Consider the following 17,752-nt stretch of genomic DNA (forward strand, 5'->3'; position numbering starts at 1 on the left):
AGGCGCGCCAGAAGCACGGAGACACACAACACGAGCAGAAGGGAGATCAGGCATGAGGCGAGGAGTCTCTTGAGCACCGTTCCCTGCCTACGTCTTCAGTTGCCGCGGCGCCTTGCCGCCGTGGATCGAGCGCACCCTCCGAGTATGCCCGAGCGAGACCGCAATCGCGCTGTTCCCGGTCAGCTGTAGTGCCCCGCTGGGCTGCGAGCCGGGCAGCGCTGGAGACGAATCACGGTGTGGGCCCGAGAGGGGATACGACATAGATGTCCGTGATCTGGCCGCCGACTCCGTAGAGAAGGCGCAGTTCCAATCTGGTTTGCAGCTCCGAGCTGGCACAGAACGAGGTGCCGTGAAACTCGGTTCCCGCTCCGAGTTCGTAGTCCTGGCCGAATAGAAGGCTAGCCTCGAACGAGGAGCCCTCGGGTGTGGGCATCGACAGAATGACCGAACTCACCTTGCTATCGCGGATCTCAGGCGGAAACGCCACGGAGACGTTCTGGGAACCAACGCAGATCATCGAGTGCGTTGAGATAGCGACCGAAATCCCGAGTTCCCTCGCGAGTTCAGGGGTCAGAGGTCGAACGATCGGAGCGACCGATGTTGCTCCTGCTACGGAGGCGAGAAAGAACGCCGCGAAAGCTGCGAATCTCATGAATTGGTTCTCGGATCGAATCGTTGAGCGGCAACAGCTACCAGGGGCGCCGTTGGCCCTTGCGGGGCGTAGCGACGACCTGCCACTTGTCCTCGTAGATGATGTTTCCTGGGTCGTCGGTATTGAAGAACTCTACGTGCTCGCCATGCGCACGGAGAACATGAGTGAGTTCCCACATCTGGCCGATGGGCTTCGCGGCACTGGCCTTGAACCAGGACAGCGCTCGAATCGTGTCCCAGCTCTTGAGGACGGATGGGACGCGAAGGTGCTCGTTGAACCAGTCGACGAGGTGTTGGACGAGCTCGGCCTCGTGCTTCTCGAGGCGCCCCTCGTCGAGAAGAAGGCTGGAAGCAACAAGCAGTCCCTGCTTTCGACTCGAGTACGCGTCGATTCCCTGTACGGCAAAGCGCACGTACACCTCCCGCCTCCGCGTTTCGGCCCAGCACATCAGGCATTCAGCTACTGGCGCGGATTGACGCCACGGCCTGAGCGCAATGCTCCAGTATGTCAGAGTCGGGTTCGGTCCGCGTCGACCCCGGCCAGCTACAACGCTCTACCGCGCTGAGTGCGGAGCAACTCAGGTCTCGGCACCCTCCTCGGGGATCATCCCACGGGTGCGTAGGAACCAGAACAACGCGAAGGCTGCACCGACGAACAGGTAGCCAGGAATGAGCACAATCAGGCTGAACCGCCCGAGTACGTAGGGAAGCTCGGAGGCAGCCGGGAACTCGTTGGGCGGGCTCGACATGAGTCCCATCAGGCTGAGGCAGAGCGCCGCACTGACGAGTGCAGGCGACAAGAGGAGCGCCCAGAAATGGGCTCGGCCTGACCACTTGCGGGAAACAGCGAGGAAGAGCAGCGCACAACCCCACGCTGGTAGGCCGAAGAAAATCGAGCCGGCGACTCCCCCGATGATGAGTCTCGCGGAGATCCACGGGAAGTTGGAGCCGGCCGCCGCGTTTGCCAGGATCGCCAAGAACGCGAGAAGGGGCGGTGCAGCGACCGCTGCAAGACCCGCGAAATGAATCGTCTTCCGGTAGTACTCGCGTGGGGTCAGGACGCAGCCCACGCCTGTCACGGTGAAGCGCTCCACCGCCTAGGTACTCTCACCGCGGGCAGACCGCGATTGTGATCCGAGAGCCACCGCAGTTCGAGGCCAGCGTGTGCCCAGAATTGAGACCTCGCTGCTGGGGGTTCGCTGCGACTCCTTGTTGGGTCACAGATCGAGGGCTACGGACACGAGTAGGCTTTCCCGACAACGCTGATGAATGTCGCAGAGGTGTCCCGCCCGCATGAGAAGCGGTGGTTGAGGACCGCTGCGTTGGCGCCACGCGCTCGTGCGTGCTGCGTCGCATCCAAGAGTGCGTCATCGGGCTCGTGCCATCGAGAAGACTCAATCTCACCCCTCGGCGTGCAGCACCTCAGCGCTCGAGCTTCGTGGTCGAACAGCGATACGCCCGTGCGTTCCATGCTCGGCGGCGCTTTGCGGCACCAGAACTCGTCGAATGAAACGGCCGGCACCGCGTCGAGCCGAGTGACGCTTGCGAATGCCGAAATCGCACCGGCTGCCATCGCCAAGCCGATGCTTCCTGACAATAGGAACCTGGTGGCGTCGATTCGGTTCATCAGCGGCTCGGCGGAACAGGCGTTCAGCTGCCGGGGCACCTTTGCCGCCGTGGGCTGAGCGCACGGTTGAGTATGCCAGAGCGGGAGCCTGACCGAATCGTTCTCGGTCATCTGGAACGTCTTGCTAGGCGGCAGGCGCTATCGCGGGGTACACCCGATCGCTGCGAGGCTCACGAGGGTTTCCTCGTGCGTCGGGTTCTTCGGGAAGCGTAGGATGCTGGCACTGCCCGGTCCTACAACACGCACCCAGAGTTCAGGCGTAGGTGTGCCGGACGCTGGTTCGAATCGCGCGTCGGTCACCCCAGGGCACCGCCGAACCTCGGCCAGTACCTTTCGCTCGAGCGCGCTGTATTCGGACTTGGGCGACCCTGGGCGCCATGCCCCCTCGATCCGCGACAGCCCAGCGCCAAGAATCAACGCGATCAGCGCAAGCCCGGCGAACGCGAATCCCTTCTTGAAGCTCTTGAACTTCTTGATCACCGACCTGCCGCCCAACGGATCCGGGACTCAGCTGCCGAGCAACCTCGCCGCCGTTTGCTGAAGCCACGGCGCTAGTATGCCAGAGGCCGACCTTGGACTGCGCGGCCCACTGGTTGGCTTCAACGCCTTGTTGGACCCGAGGGCCAGCGAGACGTGGTCGGCCGCTCAGCAACTCGTTGTGAAACGGCGGCCGTCGATGAGTGCGGGCGGATACGGGAAACCCAGCGCGCCCGGGGATAGATCGAGCTCGAGCGTCGATCCCTCGCGTATGCATCGAAAGTCGAGCATCTGCACCTTCAGTCGCTCACTGCGACCATGCCAGTCCACGAAGACGTAGTACGTCGTGTTTCCGGCGCCGAAGGCTTGCTTGCTGATGGCAGGAACCTGGTGCGTGACGATCGGGCCCTGGGGCCCGTTGGTGTTGATGGAAGACAGCAGGGCGGCTCCGGCCAGAGCGCTTCCGACGAGGAACAGGAAGGCGGCTGGCACGGGAACGCGCCACCGCGCACCGTGCACAGAACTGGACGAAGAGAGGGCGAGGTTCAGGAGGACGAGCGAGGTGATGCCCAGGGCAGCACCGACCCAGAACAGGCGCAAGCCTCCCAGCGTGTTATCGAGCGCGTCAACGAGCGACTCAGTCATCGCGGTGAGTCCCCCGAAGAAGACCGGCAGAGCGAGCAACTGATACGCCCCTGGCATCTCCGGTCGGTCTCCCTCGCTTCTACTTGTTGTTCGGTGCGCCTTCGGCACGTGGGTTCGAGTATCGGCTGGCTGAGGATCAACGCTCCGCCGGGCCGTCTGCCCAGCGAGAAGTCGAGAGAGGCAGTGGTCGTGACCCGCGACTTGCGCAACGTGCAACGAGAATTCAGAGGAGCCTGAAAGGAAGAGGGGCAGGAACAGAGTACTCCGGTGGTCCGAGGAACTGAGCCGGGCGTACCGCAAACCCAGGAGGTTGAAGCGAGTCGCGGACCGGATGGCCTGCCAACCGACTTCGTGCCAGGGACCGTCGGTGCTCCAACGGAGACCCGTTTCCGTGACGATCACGGGCTTCAGGTGCCGCCCGAGACTGAGTATCAGGAAGAGCGGCACAGCTACGAGGAAGGGAAACAGCATCGCCTCGAGGCGGTACTTTGCGGCTTGTTCTTGGTCGAGACCAAGCCAGAATGCGACCGCCGCGATGAGGCCGGAGACCACGGACAAGCCCGCCAGGGCGGGCAGGCTCCAATAGAAGCGCTTCTCGGCCGGCTGGGTCGCTGGGCTGCGATTCCCCATGGCCGATCGATCGGCTTGCCGGCGGCCGTGCTTGAACGCCTCGCTAGGCAGCGGACATTTCGTCTCGGACCTTCATGAGAGCGAAGCCGAGCAAGTTGAGCCCCTGCCATGCGTTGGGATCGACCGCGCGCGGGTCACCTGCCTCGAGACCAATGCCCCAGATTCGATCGACCGGGCTCGCCTCGGCGAGCACTCGCTTGGTGGTGCCTCTCAGAAAGCTCGCTAACGACTTGCCCTGCTCGAACTTCGCTCGGTTTCCGAGGACCGCGATGTCGAAACGGTGCTGAACCCAGACCTCTTCCACGAAACCCCGCACCTCGCGACCGACCGCTCTGGCCGCACCTGGTTCGCGCGCCTCCATCACTCTTCGCTCTGCCTGATGATCGGAGAACAGGCGCGCCTTCTCCGCCATCATGAAGTGCTCGGCGGTGGGGTAGGTCTGGCCTCCGAGACGAAACGGCGCTTCGTACCATTGGCTGAGGCAAGCGGCTGAGATGCCCCCGCTGCTCGGAGCCCGGTGGCTCCAGAAGAAGACGAATCTCGCCTGGGCACCGGACGCGATTGCAAGACGGAGCGCGTCGAGATCGTGGCAGTTCGAAGCGGGGACGGATGGCATGGAGCGAGCTTCGGTGGCCTAGTGGACCAACGGAAACCCAGTCAACGCTGGGTTGGCTGAGGCGCCGCGTTTGGGTGCCACGTCTCCACAGGATCTGGACCTCTCGTTGCCTGAGTGAACTGGCCCAGTATGCCAGAGCCCAAGTTGAAGCGAGTGGCTCCCCGGTCAGCTGAAACGCCCAGCTAGGCTGCTGGCGTCATGCCCTCGGATCGAAGGCCCATACGGTGTCCTTGAAGGCGCGGTTCGCCGCCCGCCTCATCAAGGCTTGCACGTGAGGCATGCCCTCTGCCCAATACTCGACCTCCCGCTCCGTTCGACGATCCGACCACGAGTTGCCCCCGACGTTGTATCCGTGGAGACGCATGGTGATTCTGGCCTGGATCTCGTTGAGCGCCCGGATTGCCTCGAGTCTCGAAGCGTTATCTAGATCTTCGGCGTGGATTGTCGAGCGGATCGCTTCCGTGATGTGAAAGGCGAGGCTCTGGTAGAAGATCGGTCTCTGATACGGTCGAAAATAGAATGTGCTGCGTCCGAACATCTCCTCGCGGCCTGACGCCGCGCATCTCGTTCCCGTTGGAACGTCTGGTGTGAGGTGGGCCCTGAGGCCCAACGGATCAGGTGCTCAGCTGCCGGGGCGACTTGCCGCCGTAGGTTGAGCGCCCTGACCCAGTATGCCAGAGCCAGATCTCGACCGCGTTGCTACCCGGTCAACTCGACGCCTTGTCAGGCTGCGTGGCTCACGCCTTGAATCGTTCGGCTCGTCTGACGCTAGGCGCATCACGGGGGTCGAGCTCGAGCGGGACCAGCACCTCGGCGGCAATGCCGAGCACGGCGCCAAGAGCGAACACATACGGATTGGCGAGCAGAATGCCAGCGATGACGCCGCCCCAAAGCAACAGATGCGAGGCCCAGCTGATCAGCTCGGAGTAGATCCCGCGCTTGAAATGGCGGAGCCGGCACGAACACTCGGAGCAGCGCAGTCGACCGGAGAGGGGAAGGGCAAGGCGTTGCGCGACGCCCACACCATCCCTTCCGCATGCCGGGCAAGTTCTCATGGCACAGTCTAACCAGGATCCGGACATCGCTGCTGGCTGGCAGCTGAGACGCCTTGCTGGGATGAGCAGGCGTCTAGAAGCTCTTCTCCCAGATCCGTCCTTCGAGTCGAGTGAATCCTCGGCCCATCTTCATCACATGCTTCTTTCGATGCTCGTTGATGGACACATACGCGACAGCCGAAACCAGGGCGAAGCGGTTCTTCGAGAGCGCCAGACCACCCACCAGGTCGCGCCCATCGACCGGTACGCCCTCTTCGAGATCGCGCATCTCGACCACCGCCGGGGACCTGAAGTAGAGGAACTCGTGATCTTCGGCTTCGAGGACATAGGTGCCGTCGAGCAGGCGGACTCCTTTGGTCGACCGATGTTTGGGCGCATTGGACCAAACCATGGGCTCCAGGAACGTCACCGTGCGCTCGGGGTCGGACACGGGCGTCACGGTGAACACTTCATCCGTGACCGGATCGAGATGAATCCAAGAGCAGCTCGCAGCGCCGGCGGCGATGGCAGCCAAGAGCAGGACTCGCGCTAGGGATACCACCCCGCATTCTCCTTGATTCACGCAGCCCAATCGATCAGACGTTCGGCTTCCCGGGCAATCTGCCGAAATGGGCTGAGAGCCGTGGCTCAGTATGTCAGAGCCGGGTTCGGACCGCGTTGCTCCCGGTCAGCTGCAAAGCCCGGTTGGGCACCAGGCAGCTAGAGGGACTCCGCAGCGTCGGAGCAACGCTCAGCGCCTTCTGGGGTCTTGGGATACTCGAGTACCTCGTTCGAGAAACAGACGTGCCAGCACCCGCCGCTCACGTCTTTGCCCCACCCATTCGCCCAGCAGCGGAGAAGGCAGCTGTCACCGGGCTGGCACCGATCGACATAGTGCTGAAGACGGCATTCGCCGAATGAAGAGATCGAACGACCCTCAGGGACTCGATACGAGCATTCGCACGACTCCGAAACGGGTACCTCGGCCAACGGGAAGCTTCCCTGTCGAACGGGTAGGAGCTGCAAAGGGGGCGGGGGCCTGGGTTCGCGCCCGAGCTCGTTCATCAGGAAGAGCGAGAACACCTCATCGAAATCGGGCCCGGAGATCCTGAATTCCTCGAGCACCTGGGACCCACGAAGACGGTGGGACTCGACAGGCTCCCAATCGATCGGGTTGCCACAGGGCCCGACCAATCGTCTGAGGTAGTCATAGGACGACTCCTGCCCCAACCGGATCGGGTTCTGCGGAGTCAGGCCTCGATCGAGCGGAACCGCTTCCGAGCAGCTGACGCAACATGACACGAGCGCAAGCGCGAGAAGTTCGCGGAGCACCGCTGTACCTCTGGCTGTCCAACGGGTCACGCATTCACCTGCATCCAGCCGCTGCAGGGTGGCCTGAGTCGCCCTTGGTTGAGGCCGCAGTCTACCCACCAAGGGTCCTGGCTACGCCGTGTTGGCTGCGACGCTCTTCTGGGCCGCGGAATCCTTCAGTGCAATGGCTGCCCTCCAGCGTTCCTGTTCCCTGGGCACGGCAAGCATCAAGCCGAAGAGCAGGCCACAAACGGCACGAACTGACGCGCTGGCCACCTCGATCGGGATGAGGTTCTCGCTGTAGACCGCTAGGAGCGCGAGAGAGAGCGCGGGAACGACGACCCTCAGGACAACCGATCGGGTTCGACCGCCTCGTAGGGCTCGAACGGCGTCGATCCTTTCATCCGGCCACCCGAGCCGGATGAGATTGGACTCCGCGATCGGCCAGAACTCGGCGTCGCCGGGCCTGGCATGCTCCGGATGCGCTTCACCCAGAAGGTGAGCGATCAACTCGTCGCGATGCATCGCCGCTCCACGGCCGAACGGATCAGGCGCTCAGCTGCCAGGGCACTGCCGTCGTGTGCCGAGCGCATGGCCCAGTATGCCAGAGTCGGATCTGATCGGCGTCACCGCTTCGCCAGGGCGGAAGGGGGATCTCACCTGGCGACGGAGCCGGTCTGGTTGCCGTTGGACGTTGATTGAATCACTTGCACCGGTAGGCAGTGGCGAAATGCGTTGTGCAGCAGTGGGTGGTGAAGACCTGCATCTCGGACATCTTCACGGTGTCAGCGCCGACCTCCCTCGCCTGCCGCATCAGCGAATCGATGAGCTCCAATCGCAATCGCTCGATTCTGGGGTCGCCTTCAGAGATATCCTGCGGCGGCGTGATCGTGTGCGAGAGCTCTCCGACTGGACTGCATTCGGGTCCTATGGAGGATCCTGCGCTGATCAAAATCACAGGCGCCTGGCTCGATGTTGGAGCGCAGCTTGCGAAACACGCAAGGAGCGCGACTGTACCGAGGTGGTTCAAGCTGCTGCCCAACGGATCAGGCGTTCAGCTGTACCCCGACTTGTCGGGCCGAAACGCCTTGGTTGATGCCACAGTCTCCCCGGGAGGCGGGCCTCATTGCTGCTTGTCAGGTCCAAGGCCTCGTTGGGCGGCGAGCTACGGCGACTAGAAATCGGCCGCTGCGATCTCTGGCTCGAGAATCGCGACGAGCGCGGCAGTCTCTGTTGCATCCGCCTCCTCCGCGAGTACTGACAGTGTGAAGACTCCGTAGTGCAAGGTGCGGCCGCGACTCTCCAGGAGCATCCAGTGCCGGTCGTCCTTCGACCGGCCCCGCTCGGTCAAGGCGGTCTCGTAGTACCAGACGCCGCGAGTGGGACTACTGGCAACGGTGCGTTGCGCACGTGCACCGCGAAGAGAGCGCAAGATCAGCTGCGCCGTTTGTCCAACAGCAGGCGCATCGGGTTCTTGCTCGATCTCCTCGCGTGAAATCAAGAAGTTGTACTGGGGACGCTCTGGCACCTGGTAGAGGCCGATGTTGTCGACGGGAACGCGTTTCCAGCCACTCGGAAGATTGATGCGGAAACCAGACTCTGGGTCTTCAACCCTTTGGAAACCGCGGTCGCCATGCGGGGCGCATGAAAAGCCAAGAACCGCAGTCACGACACCGAGGAATGCGGTACGGGGTGCAACCACTGTTCACCGCCCAACGGATCAGGCGTTCAGCTGCCGGGGCGACCTGCCAACCGGGGGCTGAGCGCACTGGCCCAAGTATGCCAGAAGCTGAAAACGGGCCGCGCGGTTCCCCGGTCAGCTGGAAAGCCTTGCTAGGCCGCGGCAGCGTCAGTGAGCTCGAAGTAGTCGAGCAACGAAACGGAATCCCAGGTGTGCAGCTCTCCGTCGGGTTGCTTGAGCCACACCACATCAGGCTCGAGAATCGAGCCAGGGAGCGTCTGCCAGATTTCGCCCGCTGCTAGGACTTGGCCGGTGGGCCGTCCATCGTGGTCATGCAGCGGCAACGCAGATCTGAGGCGAAGCGACGAGCCGGCTCGGATGCCGTTCGGATACTGGAGAAGAGGGGTAAGCCGTACGTACTCCGACGGGCCCCCGTAGAGTAGGAACCCGGAGACTGCCAGGACGGGAAGTCCAAAGAGGAACACCGCGATTGCGCCAGGGCGAGCCTCGTCGAATGATTCGAGGGTCGCTAGCGCGGCGCCTACCAGAGCCGTGGCGCCCACCGCCACCAACAGATAGCGGGGAGAGCGAAACCGGAGGCGCCACCAGACCCGCAGCTCGCCCGTAAACGCGCAGGCTCCAAGCAGCGCTGCAAACACGCCGAGCACCAGCTGCAGGTCCGCCATTGTCTCCTGAAATCGGAGGATGGGGCGATTGGCTTGAGCTGAGGCCTGGCGTATCAGGCGTTTGGCTGCCGGGGTGGGCTGACCGCCTGGCTGCTCGGCTGCGGCCGGGTATGCGATGGAGCGGAGCTGCCTGTTCACCAACAGCATAGGCCCGAGTGCCGACGGTTGGCTGGCGTTATAGGCGGCAGCTGCAGCAGCGAGTTAGGCTGCCGGTGCATGCGCTGAGGCGTCACTCGCTGGATCGCCTCGAGCTCGTTGCTTGTGAGATGGCTGGTGTCCCTAGCCTAGGCTCGCCAGCTACGCGGATCGTGCCCCCGCCATCGCACCTTCTCGATTGCCTAGTAGCCGATCGCGGACGCGACCGTGAAACCGAAAGCCGCGGCCACCCACTTGAAGCGTCTTCGCATTCTAGACTCTACCTCGGCGATTCCGAGTACTTCGCCTTGATCATTCTGGATACGCCAGATGTTCGCGCTGAGAAGATCGCTGGAGAAGGTCACTTCCGCTCGCTCGCCGACGCGGAGTTGCTCTTCCAAGCGTTGAAAGCACCGGAAGGAGCAGTCGTAGAGAACCAGCGGGTCGTCGAGGCCGCTCAACCTGAGCTCGTACGATCCTGGCAAGCTGCTTCGGTATGAGGTCCTGGGAGCGGTGTATCTACTCTCTGTGATCGTGCCAGCTGCTACTTCGGTGGGCCGACTCCACGGGGGTGGCCCCGCTATTGAACACCTGAAGAACGTCGCGGCGGCACCGAGTCCCACTAGCGTCGCGGCCAGCTGTGCTCGTTCGAGTCGTTTCGACAGCGGCGGCCGAGGTTGGCCTGCCGTCTGCCTGCCTCTGAGACGCTGCCGCTTCGCGAGGTTGGTGGCAGCCTTCCGCCTCTTGCGATCGGATCGTGTGGACATGGCGAGTGCCGTCTACCGTGTAGACGCGTCGTGAACGATGCGCTTCATGCTGCCCAGCGGATCAGGCGTTCAGCTGCTGGGGCGACTTGCCGCCCCAGGCTGAGCGCATCGGCCGAGTATGCCAGAGCCAGATTCGGGGCGCGTTGTTTTCCGGTCAGCTGCAACGCCTTGTTGGGCTGCGAGCGCGTTCAGTCGGCTAGAAACTCCACTCGCGTCACCACATGGTCGCCGTAAACCCGGCACCAGTCTGCCGATCGACTCAGCGAAGGATGGAAGGTGAAGGCGAGTGCTTCTGGACTGACGGAGCCGTCGCGCGACCTGTCGTATTGCAGGTGATAGGACGCCATCTGCTCGCGCACGGCAACAAGAGAAGTGCTTGGCTCGATTCGAGCCCACTGGATATAGAAGCCCTTGTAGTCGTGCCACGGGATTGCGGGAAGCACAAGGATCCAAGAAAGCACGAAGAGGAACGAGATGATCCTAGTGCGGTTGGCTTGCGGATCGCCCAAGCGAGGAGTGCGACCGCGACGGGAACCGCTATGGGCCACACCCGGAACCCGGGGAAGACATAGTCGAAGGCCGTGGTGACACCGACGGCGCCCGCCGTGACCGCGGTAGCCTCTCGCCGACGCTTCCTCGGATCAGTCACAGACTCTCGCAGCCCAACGATCAGGCGTACAGCGGCCGGGGCGACTTGCCGCGGTGGGCTGAGCGCACCACTCGAGTATGCCAGAAGCCGGAAATGGGGCGCGCGGCTCCCCGGCCAGCTGCAACGCCTTGTTGGGCTGCGAGCTAGTTTGCCTCGGGTAGATTGCGGCGATAGGCGCAGCCCGAGTGACCAATCTGTGCCTCGACGATCTCAAGAGGCTCGTGCGATACCACCAGGAAGGCCGACGGTGGGACCCAACCCAAGTCGAGGGCCTCGCAGGATTCTGGGCCGATGCTCACATAGGTGTAACCCGGTGAGTCGTGCAGGAGCGCGGCGGCCATCTGGTACTCGCGACAAGGTAAGAAGCCGGATTCGTGGGCCCAAGAATCGGCGAGGTCGAGGATCGGCTTGCGAAGCTCGGCCGGAGCCTCGGATGGGCGGTCGACTTGAGAAAGCAGGTGTTCCCGGCCGGGCACTCGAAGGATCCGTTCGCGCTGACACGCGATGTGTCCGGCCGTGTTCTCCTGCAATTCGTCGGGAGAAGTTGCGGTAGGTAGCCCGTGAACACACGCTCCCGTGAGGACGGCAACGCACAACACTGCGTGGAAGGTCAATCTCGCAGTCCGCCGGATCAGCCGCTCAGCTTCCGGGGCGACTTGCGGCCGTGGGCTGAGCGCACCTCCCGAGTATGCCAGAGCCAGGTTTGAACCGCGTTGCTACCCGGTCAGCTGCAACGCCTTGTTAGGCGGTGAGGGCGGCAGGCATCGCTACTCAACAATCTCAAGATCAGCTTGGGCGACTTGGAAATCGCCCCACGGCGCCGTCCCCGGCTCAACCAGAAAGGTGACTGGGTCGAGCGAGAACAAGGAAACGACAGATCCAGCGCGGCCCTTGTGGGCACCGGTTGTGACTCGAACCGAGTCATTGAGCACGATGTGGACGCGCTCGGTGCGCGTTCCCGCCATGAACGCGCCATCTACATCTCGAGGAATACTCACGATTGGCCACCTGACGGATCAGGCGTTCAGCTGCACCCAGCCGACGCCGGGCGGGCTGAGGTGCCATGGTTGAGGCCACAGTCTACCCAGGAACTCGACCTCGTTGCTGAGGATCAGCTGGAACGCGTTGTTGGGTCGGGAGCGTGAACCTCGTTGCCAGAGTCGTGCTGAGGACCAGCATCGACGTGTCGGAGAACCACGCACGCAGCCGGAGTCTCAATTGGCGCGCCGTCCTGGGTTGCTGGGTTGAACCGCCACCTACGAACAGCCCGAAACAAGGGAGCGGGGTCCTCGACGCGCCCACAGGACTCTTCCACGGTGGGGTCGTGCACGCTTCCCGCATCGGAGATGCGGAAAACGACGCTGAACACCGACTCGCCGTTTGCCAGGCTGGCGCATTCCTCAGCGATCGTGCACGACTGGTCCGAAAACTCCGGGTACGAATGCTGCCAGCCGGGTCCCGGTTCTGGCGCGACCAAGAGAACCGGGTCGCTGATCCAGCCTCCAGCTGAGGCGGACAGTGCAAGGGACAGGGCGATAGCTCCCGGGGTCAATCGCATCTTGCTGCCTAACGGATCAGGCGTTCAGCTGCACCCAGCGACCGCCGGGGTTGCTGATTCGCCGTGGTTTGAGGCCAGAGTCTATCCGGGATTTGGACCTCGCTGCTGGGTGCCAGCTGCAACGCCTTGCTGGGCCGCTGGCGCGTTGGGGCTTCGGGCGGCGTTGTACCGGGCAAGGAGTGCTTCGCAGTTGGCCCAGCCTGCTTCACCAACCCATCGGCCGGAAACGTCCATGACGGGTTCTTCGCGCTCAAGGGAAGCGATGGAGCCTCGCCAGTGAACTCCGAAAGGATGGTCGATCGTTAGCACGAGGCCATTCGCGAAGTACATATCGCTCGGAAGGGTTGCGTTCGGAGCCCATTCCATGAACCAAAGGGCGATCCTCCCTTTGAACTCGAAGAGCAAGCACGCGTTGAAGGATTCCGGTAGGTCTTTGTCGTAGTCGTATCGCCCGTGAATCTGCCGAGCGGTACGGGTTCTCGAGAAGGCATGTGGCAGCAGGACGAGTTCACCGGAGGCCAGATACCTCTCCTCACCCCGAAGGACCGTTCCAATCTCATAGTGACCTGGAACCAGATCCTGGGTTGGCTCGGCGCAACCGAGTGCGACAAGTAGGAGGACGAGCAGAATCATGTTCGCACGCCTGCGGCCTAACGGATCAGGCGTTCAGCTGCCGGGGCGACTTGCCGCCTTGGGCTGAGCGCATTGGCCCAGTATGCCAGAGGCGAATTCGGACCGCGTTGCTCCCCGGTCAGCTGCAACGCCTTGTTAGGCCGCCGGCCTCTGGCCCCTGGCCGCGAACGGCTACCTCAGGCTCCTGATCGCACAATCGGATCTTCGAGAATGCAACGCCACTCTTGCCCATTGCGGTGGATCACTGCAGCGTTGTCACGGTCAGCCGGCCACGCGTCGAGGGTCCTAGCGAGTCGAGGTGCAATAGCTGGGAGGTTTGAGAGATCGCCCAGCGAGAAATCAAAAGGTCCCACACTTGCACATAGGTCGATCGAGAGAAAATATTCGGGGTAGTAGAGTCTCCCCGTATCGGTGCAACGCGGGAACCGGCCGTCGAACACCCAGAGTTCGAGCGGCGCCTCGCATGATAGGGATTCCGGGTAGAGATCCATAAACTCGATGCGGTGTCCCCCAGCAGACAATTCAACGTAGACTTCGACTGAGAGATCGTCTTCTTCGTTGGAATCCCAGAAGTCCACCACTTCTATACCGGAGATAGCTTCGATCTCAGCTCGGAGTTCTTCCTTCTCGCGTCGATAGGGTCCGTAGAGCATGACCTCGCACGCGGCGATCGCCGTTGCCGACGCGAGAAGGATCGCTACGACGAATCGTCGCAATACACGCAAGTCGCTGCCTAACGGATCAGGCGTTCAGCTGCCGGGGCGACTTGCCGCCTTGGGCCGAGCGCACCTGCCCAGTATGCCAGAAGCCGCCTTTAGACCGCGCGGGTCCCCGGCCGCCGTTCTGAACACCAAGGGGCCAGCGCTACCGCCGCGCAGCGTCTCGACTCGCCCCGTGTGACACCGAGACGATGGTCAACGTCACGATGCCGGTACCCAGTAGGACGGCGCCAGTGATCGCGCCGAGACCGGCACCGACTACGTCCACCAGGCTTGCGGATAGGACGAATGGCGCGCTGGCCAGTCCTAGAACCGCGCCGAAAGCGACGAGAGCCAGTGCGACATGACGAATGTAGGAGCGGGGCTGGGCAGCACGCACTCGGGTGCCTCCTTGTTCCCCCGGCAGAATGCCGGCGGGCAGTGTTGCATTGGACACTGCCGCTGCACATTGGTTCAGGGTGCGGTCCAACGGATCGGGAGTTCAGCCGTACTCAGCCGACGCCGGGGTATGGCCCCGCCATGATTCGCAGCGACCACCTACCAGGGCTCTGGACCTCGTTGCTGGGTGGAAGCCGGCAGCGCAACGCTGCACTAGGTCGGCGATCCGATCTTCTGTTTCAGCAGCCCCCTGAATTCGTCATCGAGACCACCCAACAGCAGGGACTTGGGAACGACGTGGTAGAGGCCGTCCGTCGGATAGAGCAAGAAGAGCGCCTTGCTCTCTCGCCACCTTCGGATGTGGTCCCAAGGGAGAAGCCCTTGTCCGAGTTCGGTCTCGACTCGGAAGCCATCGGAGGTGACCTCCGCCGTGAACGGAAGCGAGAGGGCCTTGTACTGACGGAAGGTCCTCCGTGCCGCGTAGGGGTACCAGACGGCGAAATAGAATCCGAGGTACAGCAGGCACGCCAGGATGAAGACGCCCAGCGACACGCGTTGGAGATCGCTCTCGAACAACGCCAAGCAAGCGAGAACAAGACCAAGCAAGCCGAGCAGGGCACCGATCACCGCGAAGAAGGGACTCGGGCGAATGTGCACGAAGGCCGCCCGCACGAAGTCACGTTCCGCGATCTGCCCTTCTATCGTCATCTCTCGGCGGCCGAACGGATCAGGCGTTCGACCGAACGCGTCGGCGGCGGCCCGCTACGAGGGCGGTACCGAGGAGTACGAGCAGTCCCGTGCTCGGCTCGGGGACGACGAACGCAACGAAGGAGTTCCAGCGATCCCCTTCGAGACGCAGCGGCGTCGAAAAGTCTCGGTCGGTGATCCAGGAACCATCCGTTCGACTTCCGACCACGATGCTTCCGTCGGAAGCCAGGGCTACGTCGTAGAGGCTGTTTCCGAGGTCTAGGCTCTTGATGAACGCGCCCGTCGCAGAAAGGTGAACGAGGTCGCCACTCCAGGAAGCGATGAAGAAGTCGCCGTTCGCATCGACCGCGATCGATCTCGAGTCGGTTCCGGCGGCACCGAGCGAGACGGATCCACGACTCTCGAAGGTGATCGGATCGAACGCCACTGCGGTTTCGATATCCGTACCCCCCGAACGCAGCACCCAAAGGAGCCCATCCGAACCGAGAGTCAAGTCACCGGCCGCGACACCCGGGGCGAGGGTCGTTGTCGAGCCCGTGCCGAGGTCGAACGCGATCACTCCAGAACCGGGATTCCGGGCCGTGGCGACGTCGGTTACGAAGACGGTGTCACCGTTCCGCGCCAAGCCCCCGTAGTTCCCGACGTTGACGGTGGACCAATCATCCGCGGTTTCGTGGGACCAGGCCCCCGTCGCTGAGTCGTAGGTCGACAAGTAGGGGTCGAAGACACCATTGTAGACATGCAGGAGGCCGTCACCCTGGGCGACGAAGTGTCTCGGGGAGAACAAGTCCGAGGACTCGGGAGGGGCCGGGGGAACGAAAGACTGAACGAGCGTCCCGTCCGGTCGGTACTCCGTGATGGTTCGCGAGGACGATCCAGGTGTCTGACTCGACACCAGAACGTTGCCTACGGAAAACGGTGCACCAGCCGCGGGCGTTCCCGCGGCGATCGCGAGGGCTGCAACTAGAAGGGAAGGGAGCCAGCGAGAGGGCATAGGTCACCTCGCAGCGAAGCCGGTGTGCCCTTCCCGTTGCTGGCTTCGCTGCCGCCCCATCATGCCACAAGCAAGGACGGCCGGGGCTGGGAGCGCCGATCGGCCGCGCCCTACCCTCGCCCCTTCACCAGTGCGTCCAGGCGTCGCGAGAGCGCTTCGACCTTGTACCGCATGGGCGCGCGCTCGAGCATCTGGCGCTCCACCTTGCGGACGGCGTTCGAGGCCGAGGAGTGGTCGCGGCCGAAGATCTTCGCGATCTCGGTGAGCGTGGCGTCGGTGTACTTGCGGCAGAGGTACATGGCGAGCTGGCGCGGGATCAGGAACTCGTGGCGGCCTGACCGCCCGGCCAGCTCGTCGGGGCGCTTCTGGAAGTAGGCTGCCACGGCGTCGATCACGTCGCCGGGCTCGAGCCGGGCGGGGGTGTCGGGAGCGAGGGCCAGCTTGCGCAGCGCCACCAGCGTCAGTTCGGTGTCGATCGGCCGCTTCAAGAGCGACGCCGTCGCCACCAGCTGAATCAGCACGCCCTCGAGGTCGCGCACGTTACCGCGCACGCTCTCGACGATCAGCTCGCGGCACTCCTCGGGCAGCCGCACGCCACCGTCTGCGGCCTTCGCGCGCAGGATGTCGCGGCGCACCTGGGCGTCGGGCGCGTGGAGCTCGGCCACCACGCCCTGGGTGAGCGTCGAGCGCAGGCGCGGGTCGAGGCCCTCGATGTCGCAGGGCTGGCGGTCGGCGGTGAGTACCACCTGGGCGCCCACGTCGAGCAGGTGGCTGACGGTGTGGAAGATCTCGAGCTGGGTGGCCTTCTTGCGGGCATCGAGGAACTGCATGTCCTCGAGCACCAGCAGCTTGCAGCCCATCCGGTAGCGGCGCTTGAACTGCTCGACGCGCTTCGCCCGCAGGGACGTCGTGAACTCGGTGGTGAAGGCCTCGGCCGACGCATAGATCGCCCGGGTCTCTCCCTGCCGGCGGGCCTCGGCGAACATCGCGCGGGCGAGGTGGGTCTTCCCCAGCCCCGACGGCGCCGCGAGCACCAGCGGGTTCAGGCCGCTCTGGGTTCCCTGGGCAACCGCCAGGCAGGCCTCGCGCGCGAGCGCGTTGCAGCCACCGACGATGAAGTTGTCGAAGCGGTAGGGCAGCACTCGCTGTTCGGCGCGGCGTCGGGTTTCGCGCGGGCCGCGCCCTGCGTTCGAAGGTGCGGGGCGCGCAGGCGCAGTGGTCGGGGGCCGGGAAGGCGCCGGCGGTCGCTCCGGCTGTGTGTGCGACCGCTTCGTTCCCCCTGCTGGTGCCGGGGCCGCCTCTCCCGCGCTCGGTGAGGTGGCGTGGTTTCCCGAGGCATCGCCCAGCTCGCCGGGCGCTCCGCTCATCCGGGCGCGCGCGCCCTGTCGCTCACGCTCCGGCGGCACCTTGTGGGTGCGACGCTGCGTCGGCGCGTCGAGGCTCTCGGTGCGCGGGTCTTCGTCGTGGGAGGCCTCGTCGTGCACGGCGGTGTCGTCGCGCATTTCCCCCGCCCTGGGGCTCCGCGGCCCCAGTGCCGGGGGCGGCACGGGCACATCCTGCACCCGGAATTCCGGCGGTTCTTCCGGGACTGGGGTCGATACCAGGAGATTCACCACGATCTTGCGGCCGGCTTCCTCGGCGGCGGCGGCTTCGATCGCTTCGAGGAAGCGATCGCGCACACGATCGCGGTGAAAGCCCGTCGGGCAGCCCAGCGTCAGGCAATCGTCGTCGAAGCGAGCCAACAAGGGCTCGATCCACGTGAGCAGGGACGGATCCATGTCCGCTCCGAGCCGGCGCACCACACCGGTCCAGAGCCTCGGGGGGGAGGTCTGCAATGGCTCGATCTACTGGAG

The 17,752-nt window shown here is 63.8% G+C and carries 18 protein-coding genes; 1 reads left to right on the forward strand and 17 read right to left on the reverse strand.

Annotated features, from left to right (window positions below):
* Positions 1–689 precede the first annotated feature (689 nt).
* Both AAF430_18450 and AAF430_18455 read right to left on the reverse strand, forming a co-directional pair.
* Complete coding sequence (locus AAF430_18450; GenBank protein ID MEM7412216.1) at positions 690–1,070, reverse strand: hypothetical protein; 381 nt, start codon at positions 1,068–1,070, stop codon at positions 690–692.
* Positions 1,071–1,229: 159 nt separating this feature from the next.
* On the reverse strand, positions 1,230–1,745 hold the full coding sequence (locus AAF430_18455) for a hypothetical protein (GenBank protein MEM7412217.1): 516 nt from the start codon (positions 1,743–1,745) through the stop codon (positions 1,230–1,232).
* A 366-nt stretch (positions 1,746–2,111) separates the two neighbouring features.
* Between AAF430_18455 and AAF430_18460 the strand changes: the two genes are divergently transcribed.
* Positions 2,112–2,336, forward strand: coding sequence for a hypothetical protein (locus AAF430_18460; GenBank protein MEM7412218.1), 225 nt, complete (start codon positions 2,112–2,114; stop codon positions 2,334–2,336).
* Between the two features lie 80 nt (positions 2,337–2,416).
* On the opposite strand, the gene AAF430_18465 is transcribed toward AAF430_18460, so the two are convergent.
* From AAF430_18465 to AAF430_18535, 15 genes are all read right to left on the reverse strand, one after another.
* A complete protein-coding gene (locus AAF430_18465) occupies positions 2,417–2,758 on the reverse strand; it encodes a hypothetical protein (protein ID MEM7412219.1) in 342 nt (113 codons plus the stop codon).
* Between the two features lie 165 nt (positions 2,759–2,923).
* The gene (locus tag AAF430_18470; protein MEM7412220.1) at positions 2,924–4,030 is read right to left on the reverse strand and encodes a hypothetical protein; all 1,107 of its coding nucleotides are present in this window, start codon (positions 4,028–4,030) and stop codon (positions 2,924–2,926) included.
* Positions 4,031–4,073: 43 nt separating this feature from the next.
* Positions 4,074–4,646: an NADAR family protein gene (locus AAF430_18475; protein MEM7412221.1), complete on the reverse strand. Its 573-nt coding sequence runs from the start codon at positions 4,644–4,646 to the stop codon at positions 4,074–4,076.
* Positions 4,647–5,383: 737 nt separating this feature from the next.
* Positions 5,384–5,668, reverse strand: a complete 285-nt coding sequence (locus tag AAF430_18480; GenBank protein ID MEM7412222.1) for a hypothetical protein — start codon at positions 5,666–5,668, stop codon at positions 5,384–5,386.
* 106 nt (positions 5,669–5,774) lie between these two features.
* Positions 5,775–6,215 carry a hypothetical protein gene (locus AAF430_18485; GenBank protein ID MEM7412223.1) on the reverse strand — a complete coding sequence of 147 codons (441 nt, stop codon included), beginning with the start codon at positions 6,213–6,215 and terminating at the stop codon, positions 5,775–5,777.
* 908 nt (positions 6,216–7,123) lie between these two features.
* Entirely contained in the window at positions 7,124–7,516 is a 393-nt protein-coding gene (locus AAF430_18490) for a hypothetical protein (GenBank protein MEM7412224.1), read from the reverse strand.
* A 649-nt stretch (positions 7,517–8,165) separates the two neighbouring features.
* On the reverse strand, positions 8,166–8,660 hold the full coding sequence (locus AAF430_18495) for a hypothetical protein (protein MEM7412225.1): 495 nt from the start codon (positions 8,658–8,660) through the stop codon (positions 8,166–8,168).
* Between the two features lie 164 nt (positions 8,661–8,824).
* The gene (locus AAF430_18500; protein ID MEM7412226.1) at positions 8,825–9,358 is read right to left on the reverse strand and encodes a hypothetical protein; all 534 of its coding nucleotides are present in this window, start codon (positions 9,356–9,358) and stop codon (positions 8,825–8,827) included.
* A gap of 338 nt (positions 9,359–9,696) precedes the next feature.
* Entirely contained in the window at positions 9,697–9,954 is a 258-nt protein-coding gene (locus AAF430_18505) for a hypothetical protein (protein ID MEM7412227.1), read from the reverse strand.
* Positions 9,955–10,448: 494 nt separating this feature from the next.
* The gene (locus tag AAF430_18510; GenBank protein ID MEM7412228.1) at positions 10,449–10,769 is read right to left on the reverse strand and encodes a hypothetical protein; all 321 of its coding nucleotides are present in this window, start codon (positions 10,767–10,769) and stop codon (positions 10,449–10,451) included.
* A gap of 283 nt (positions 10,770–11,052) precedes the next feature.
* Positions 11,053–11,439 carry a hypothetical protein gene (locus AAF430_18515; GenBank protein MEM7412229.1) on the reverse strand — a complete coding sequence of 129 codons (387 nt, stop codon included), beginning with the start codon at positions 11,437–11,439 and terminating at the stop codon, positions 11,053–11,055.
* A 1,837-nt stretch (positions 11,440–13,276) separates the two neighbouring features.
* Positions 13,277–13,816, reverse strand: coding sequence for a hypothetical protein (locus tag AAF430_18520; GenBank protein MEM7412230.1), 540 nt, complete (start codon positions 13,814–13,816; stop codon positions 13,277–13,279).
* Between the two features lie 594 nt (positions 13,817–14,410).
* Complete coding sequence (locus tag AAF430_18525) at positions 14,411–14,905, reverse strand: YcxB family protein (GenBank protein MEM7412231.1); 495 nt, start codon at positions 14,903–14,905, stop codon at positions 14,411–14,413.
* Between the two features lie 19 nt (positions 14,906–14,924).
* Entirely contained in the window at positions 14,925–15,692 is a 768-nt protein-coding gene (locus tag AAF430_18530) for a PEP-CTERM sorting domain-containing protein (protein ID MEM7412232.1), read from the reverse strand.
* A 317-nt stretch (positions 15,693–16,009) separates the two neighbouring features.
* Positions 16,010–17,701 (reverse strand): DnaA/Hda family protein, encoded by a 1,692-nt coding sequence (locus tag AAF430_18535; protein ID MEM7412233.1) that lies wholly within the window; start codon positions 17,699–17,701, stop codon positions 16,010–16,012.
* Positions 17,702–17,752 lie beyond the last annotated feature (51 nt).

It is taken from the genome of Myxococcota bacterium, assembly GCA_039030075.1.
Classification (GTDB): domain Bacteria; phylum Myxococcota_A; class UBA9160; order UBA9160; family SMWR01; genus JAHEJV01.

Bases quoted from the DNA above. Each gene is read 5' to 3' on its own strand.
- AAF430_18470 (MEM7412220.1), bottom strand. From the start codon at position 4,030: ATGGGGAATCGCAGCCCAGCGACCCAGCCGGCCGAGAAGCGCTTCTAT.
- AAF430_18475 (MEM7412221.1), bottom strand. From the start codon at position 4,646: ATGCCATCCGTCCCCGCTTCGAACTGCCACGATCTCGACGCGCTCCGT.
- AAF430_18490 (MEM7412224.1), bottom strand. From the start codon at position 7,516: ATGCATCGCGACGAGTTGATCGCTCACCTTCTGGGTGAAGCGCATCCG.
- AAF430_18500 (MEM7412226.1), bottom strand. From the start codon at position 9,358: ATGGCGGACCTGCAGCTGGTGCTCGGCGTGTTTGCAGCGCTGCTTGGA.
- AAF430_18525 (MEM7412231.1), bottom strand. From the start codon at position 14,905: ATGACGATAGAAGGGCAGATCGCGGAACGTGACTTCGTGCGGGCGGCC.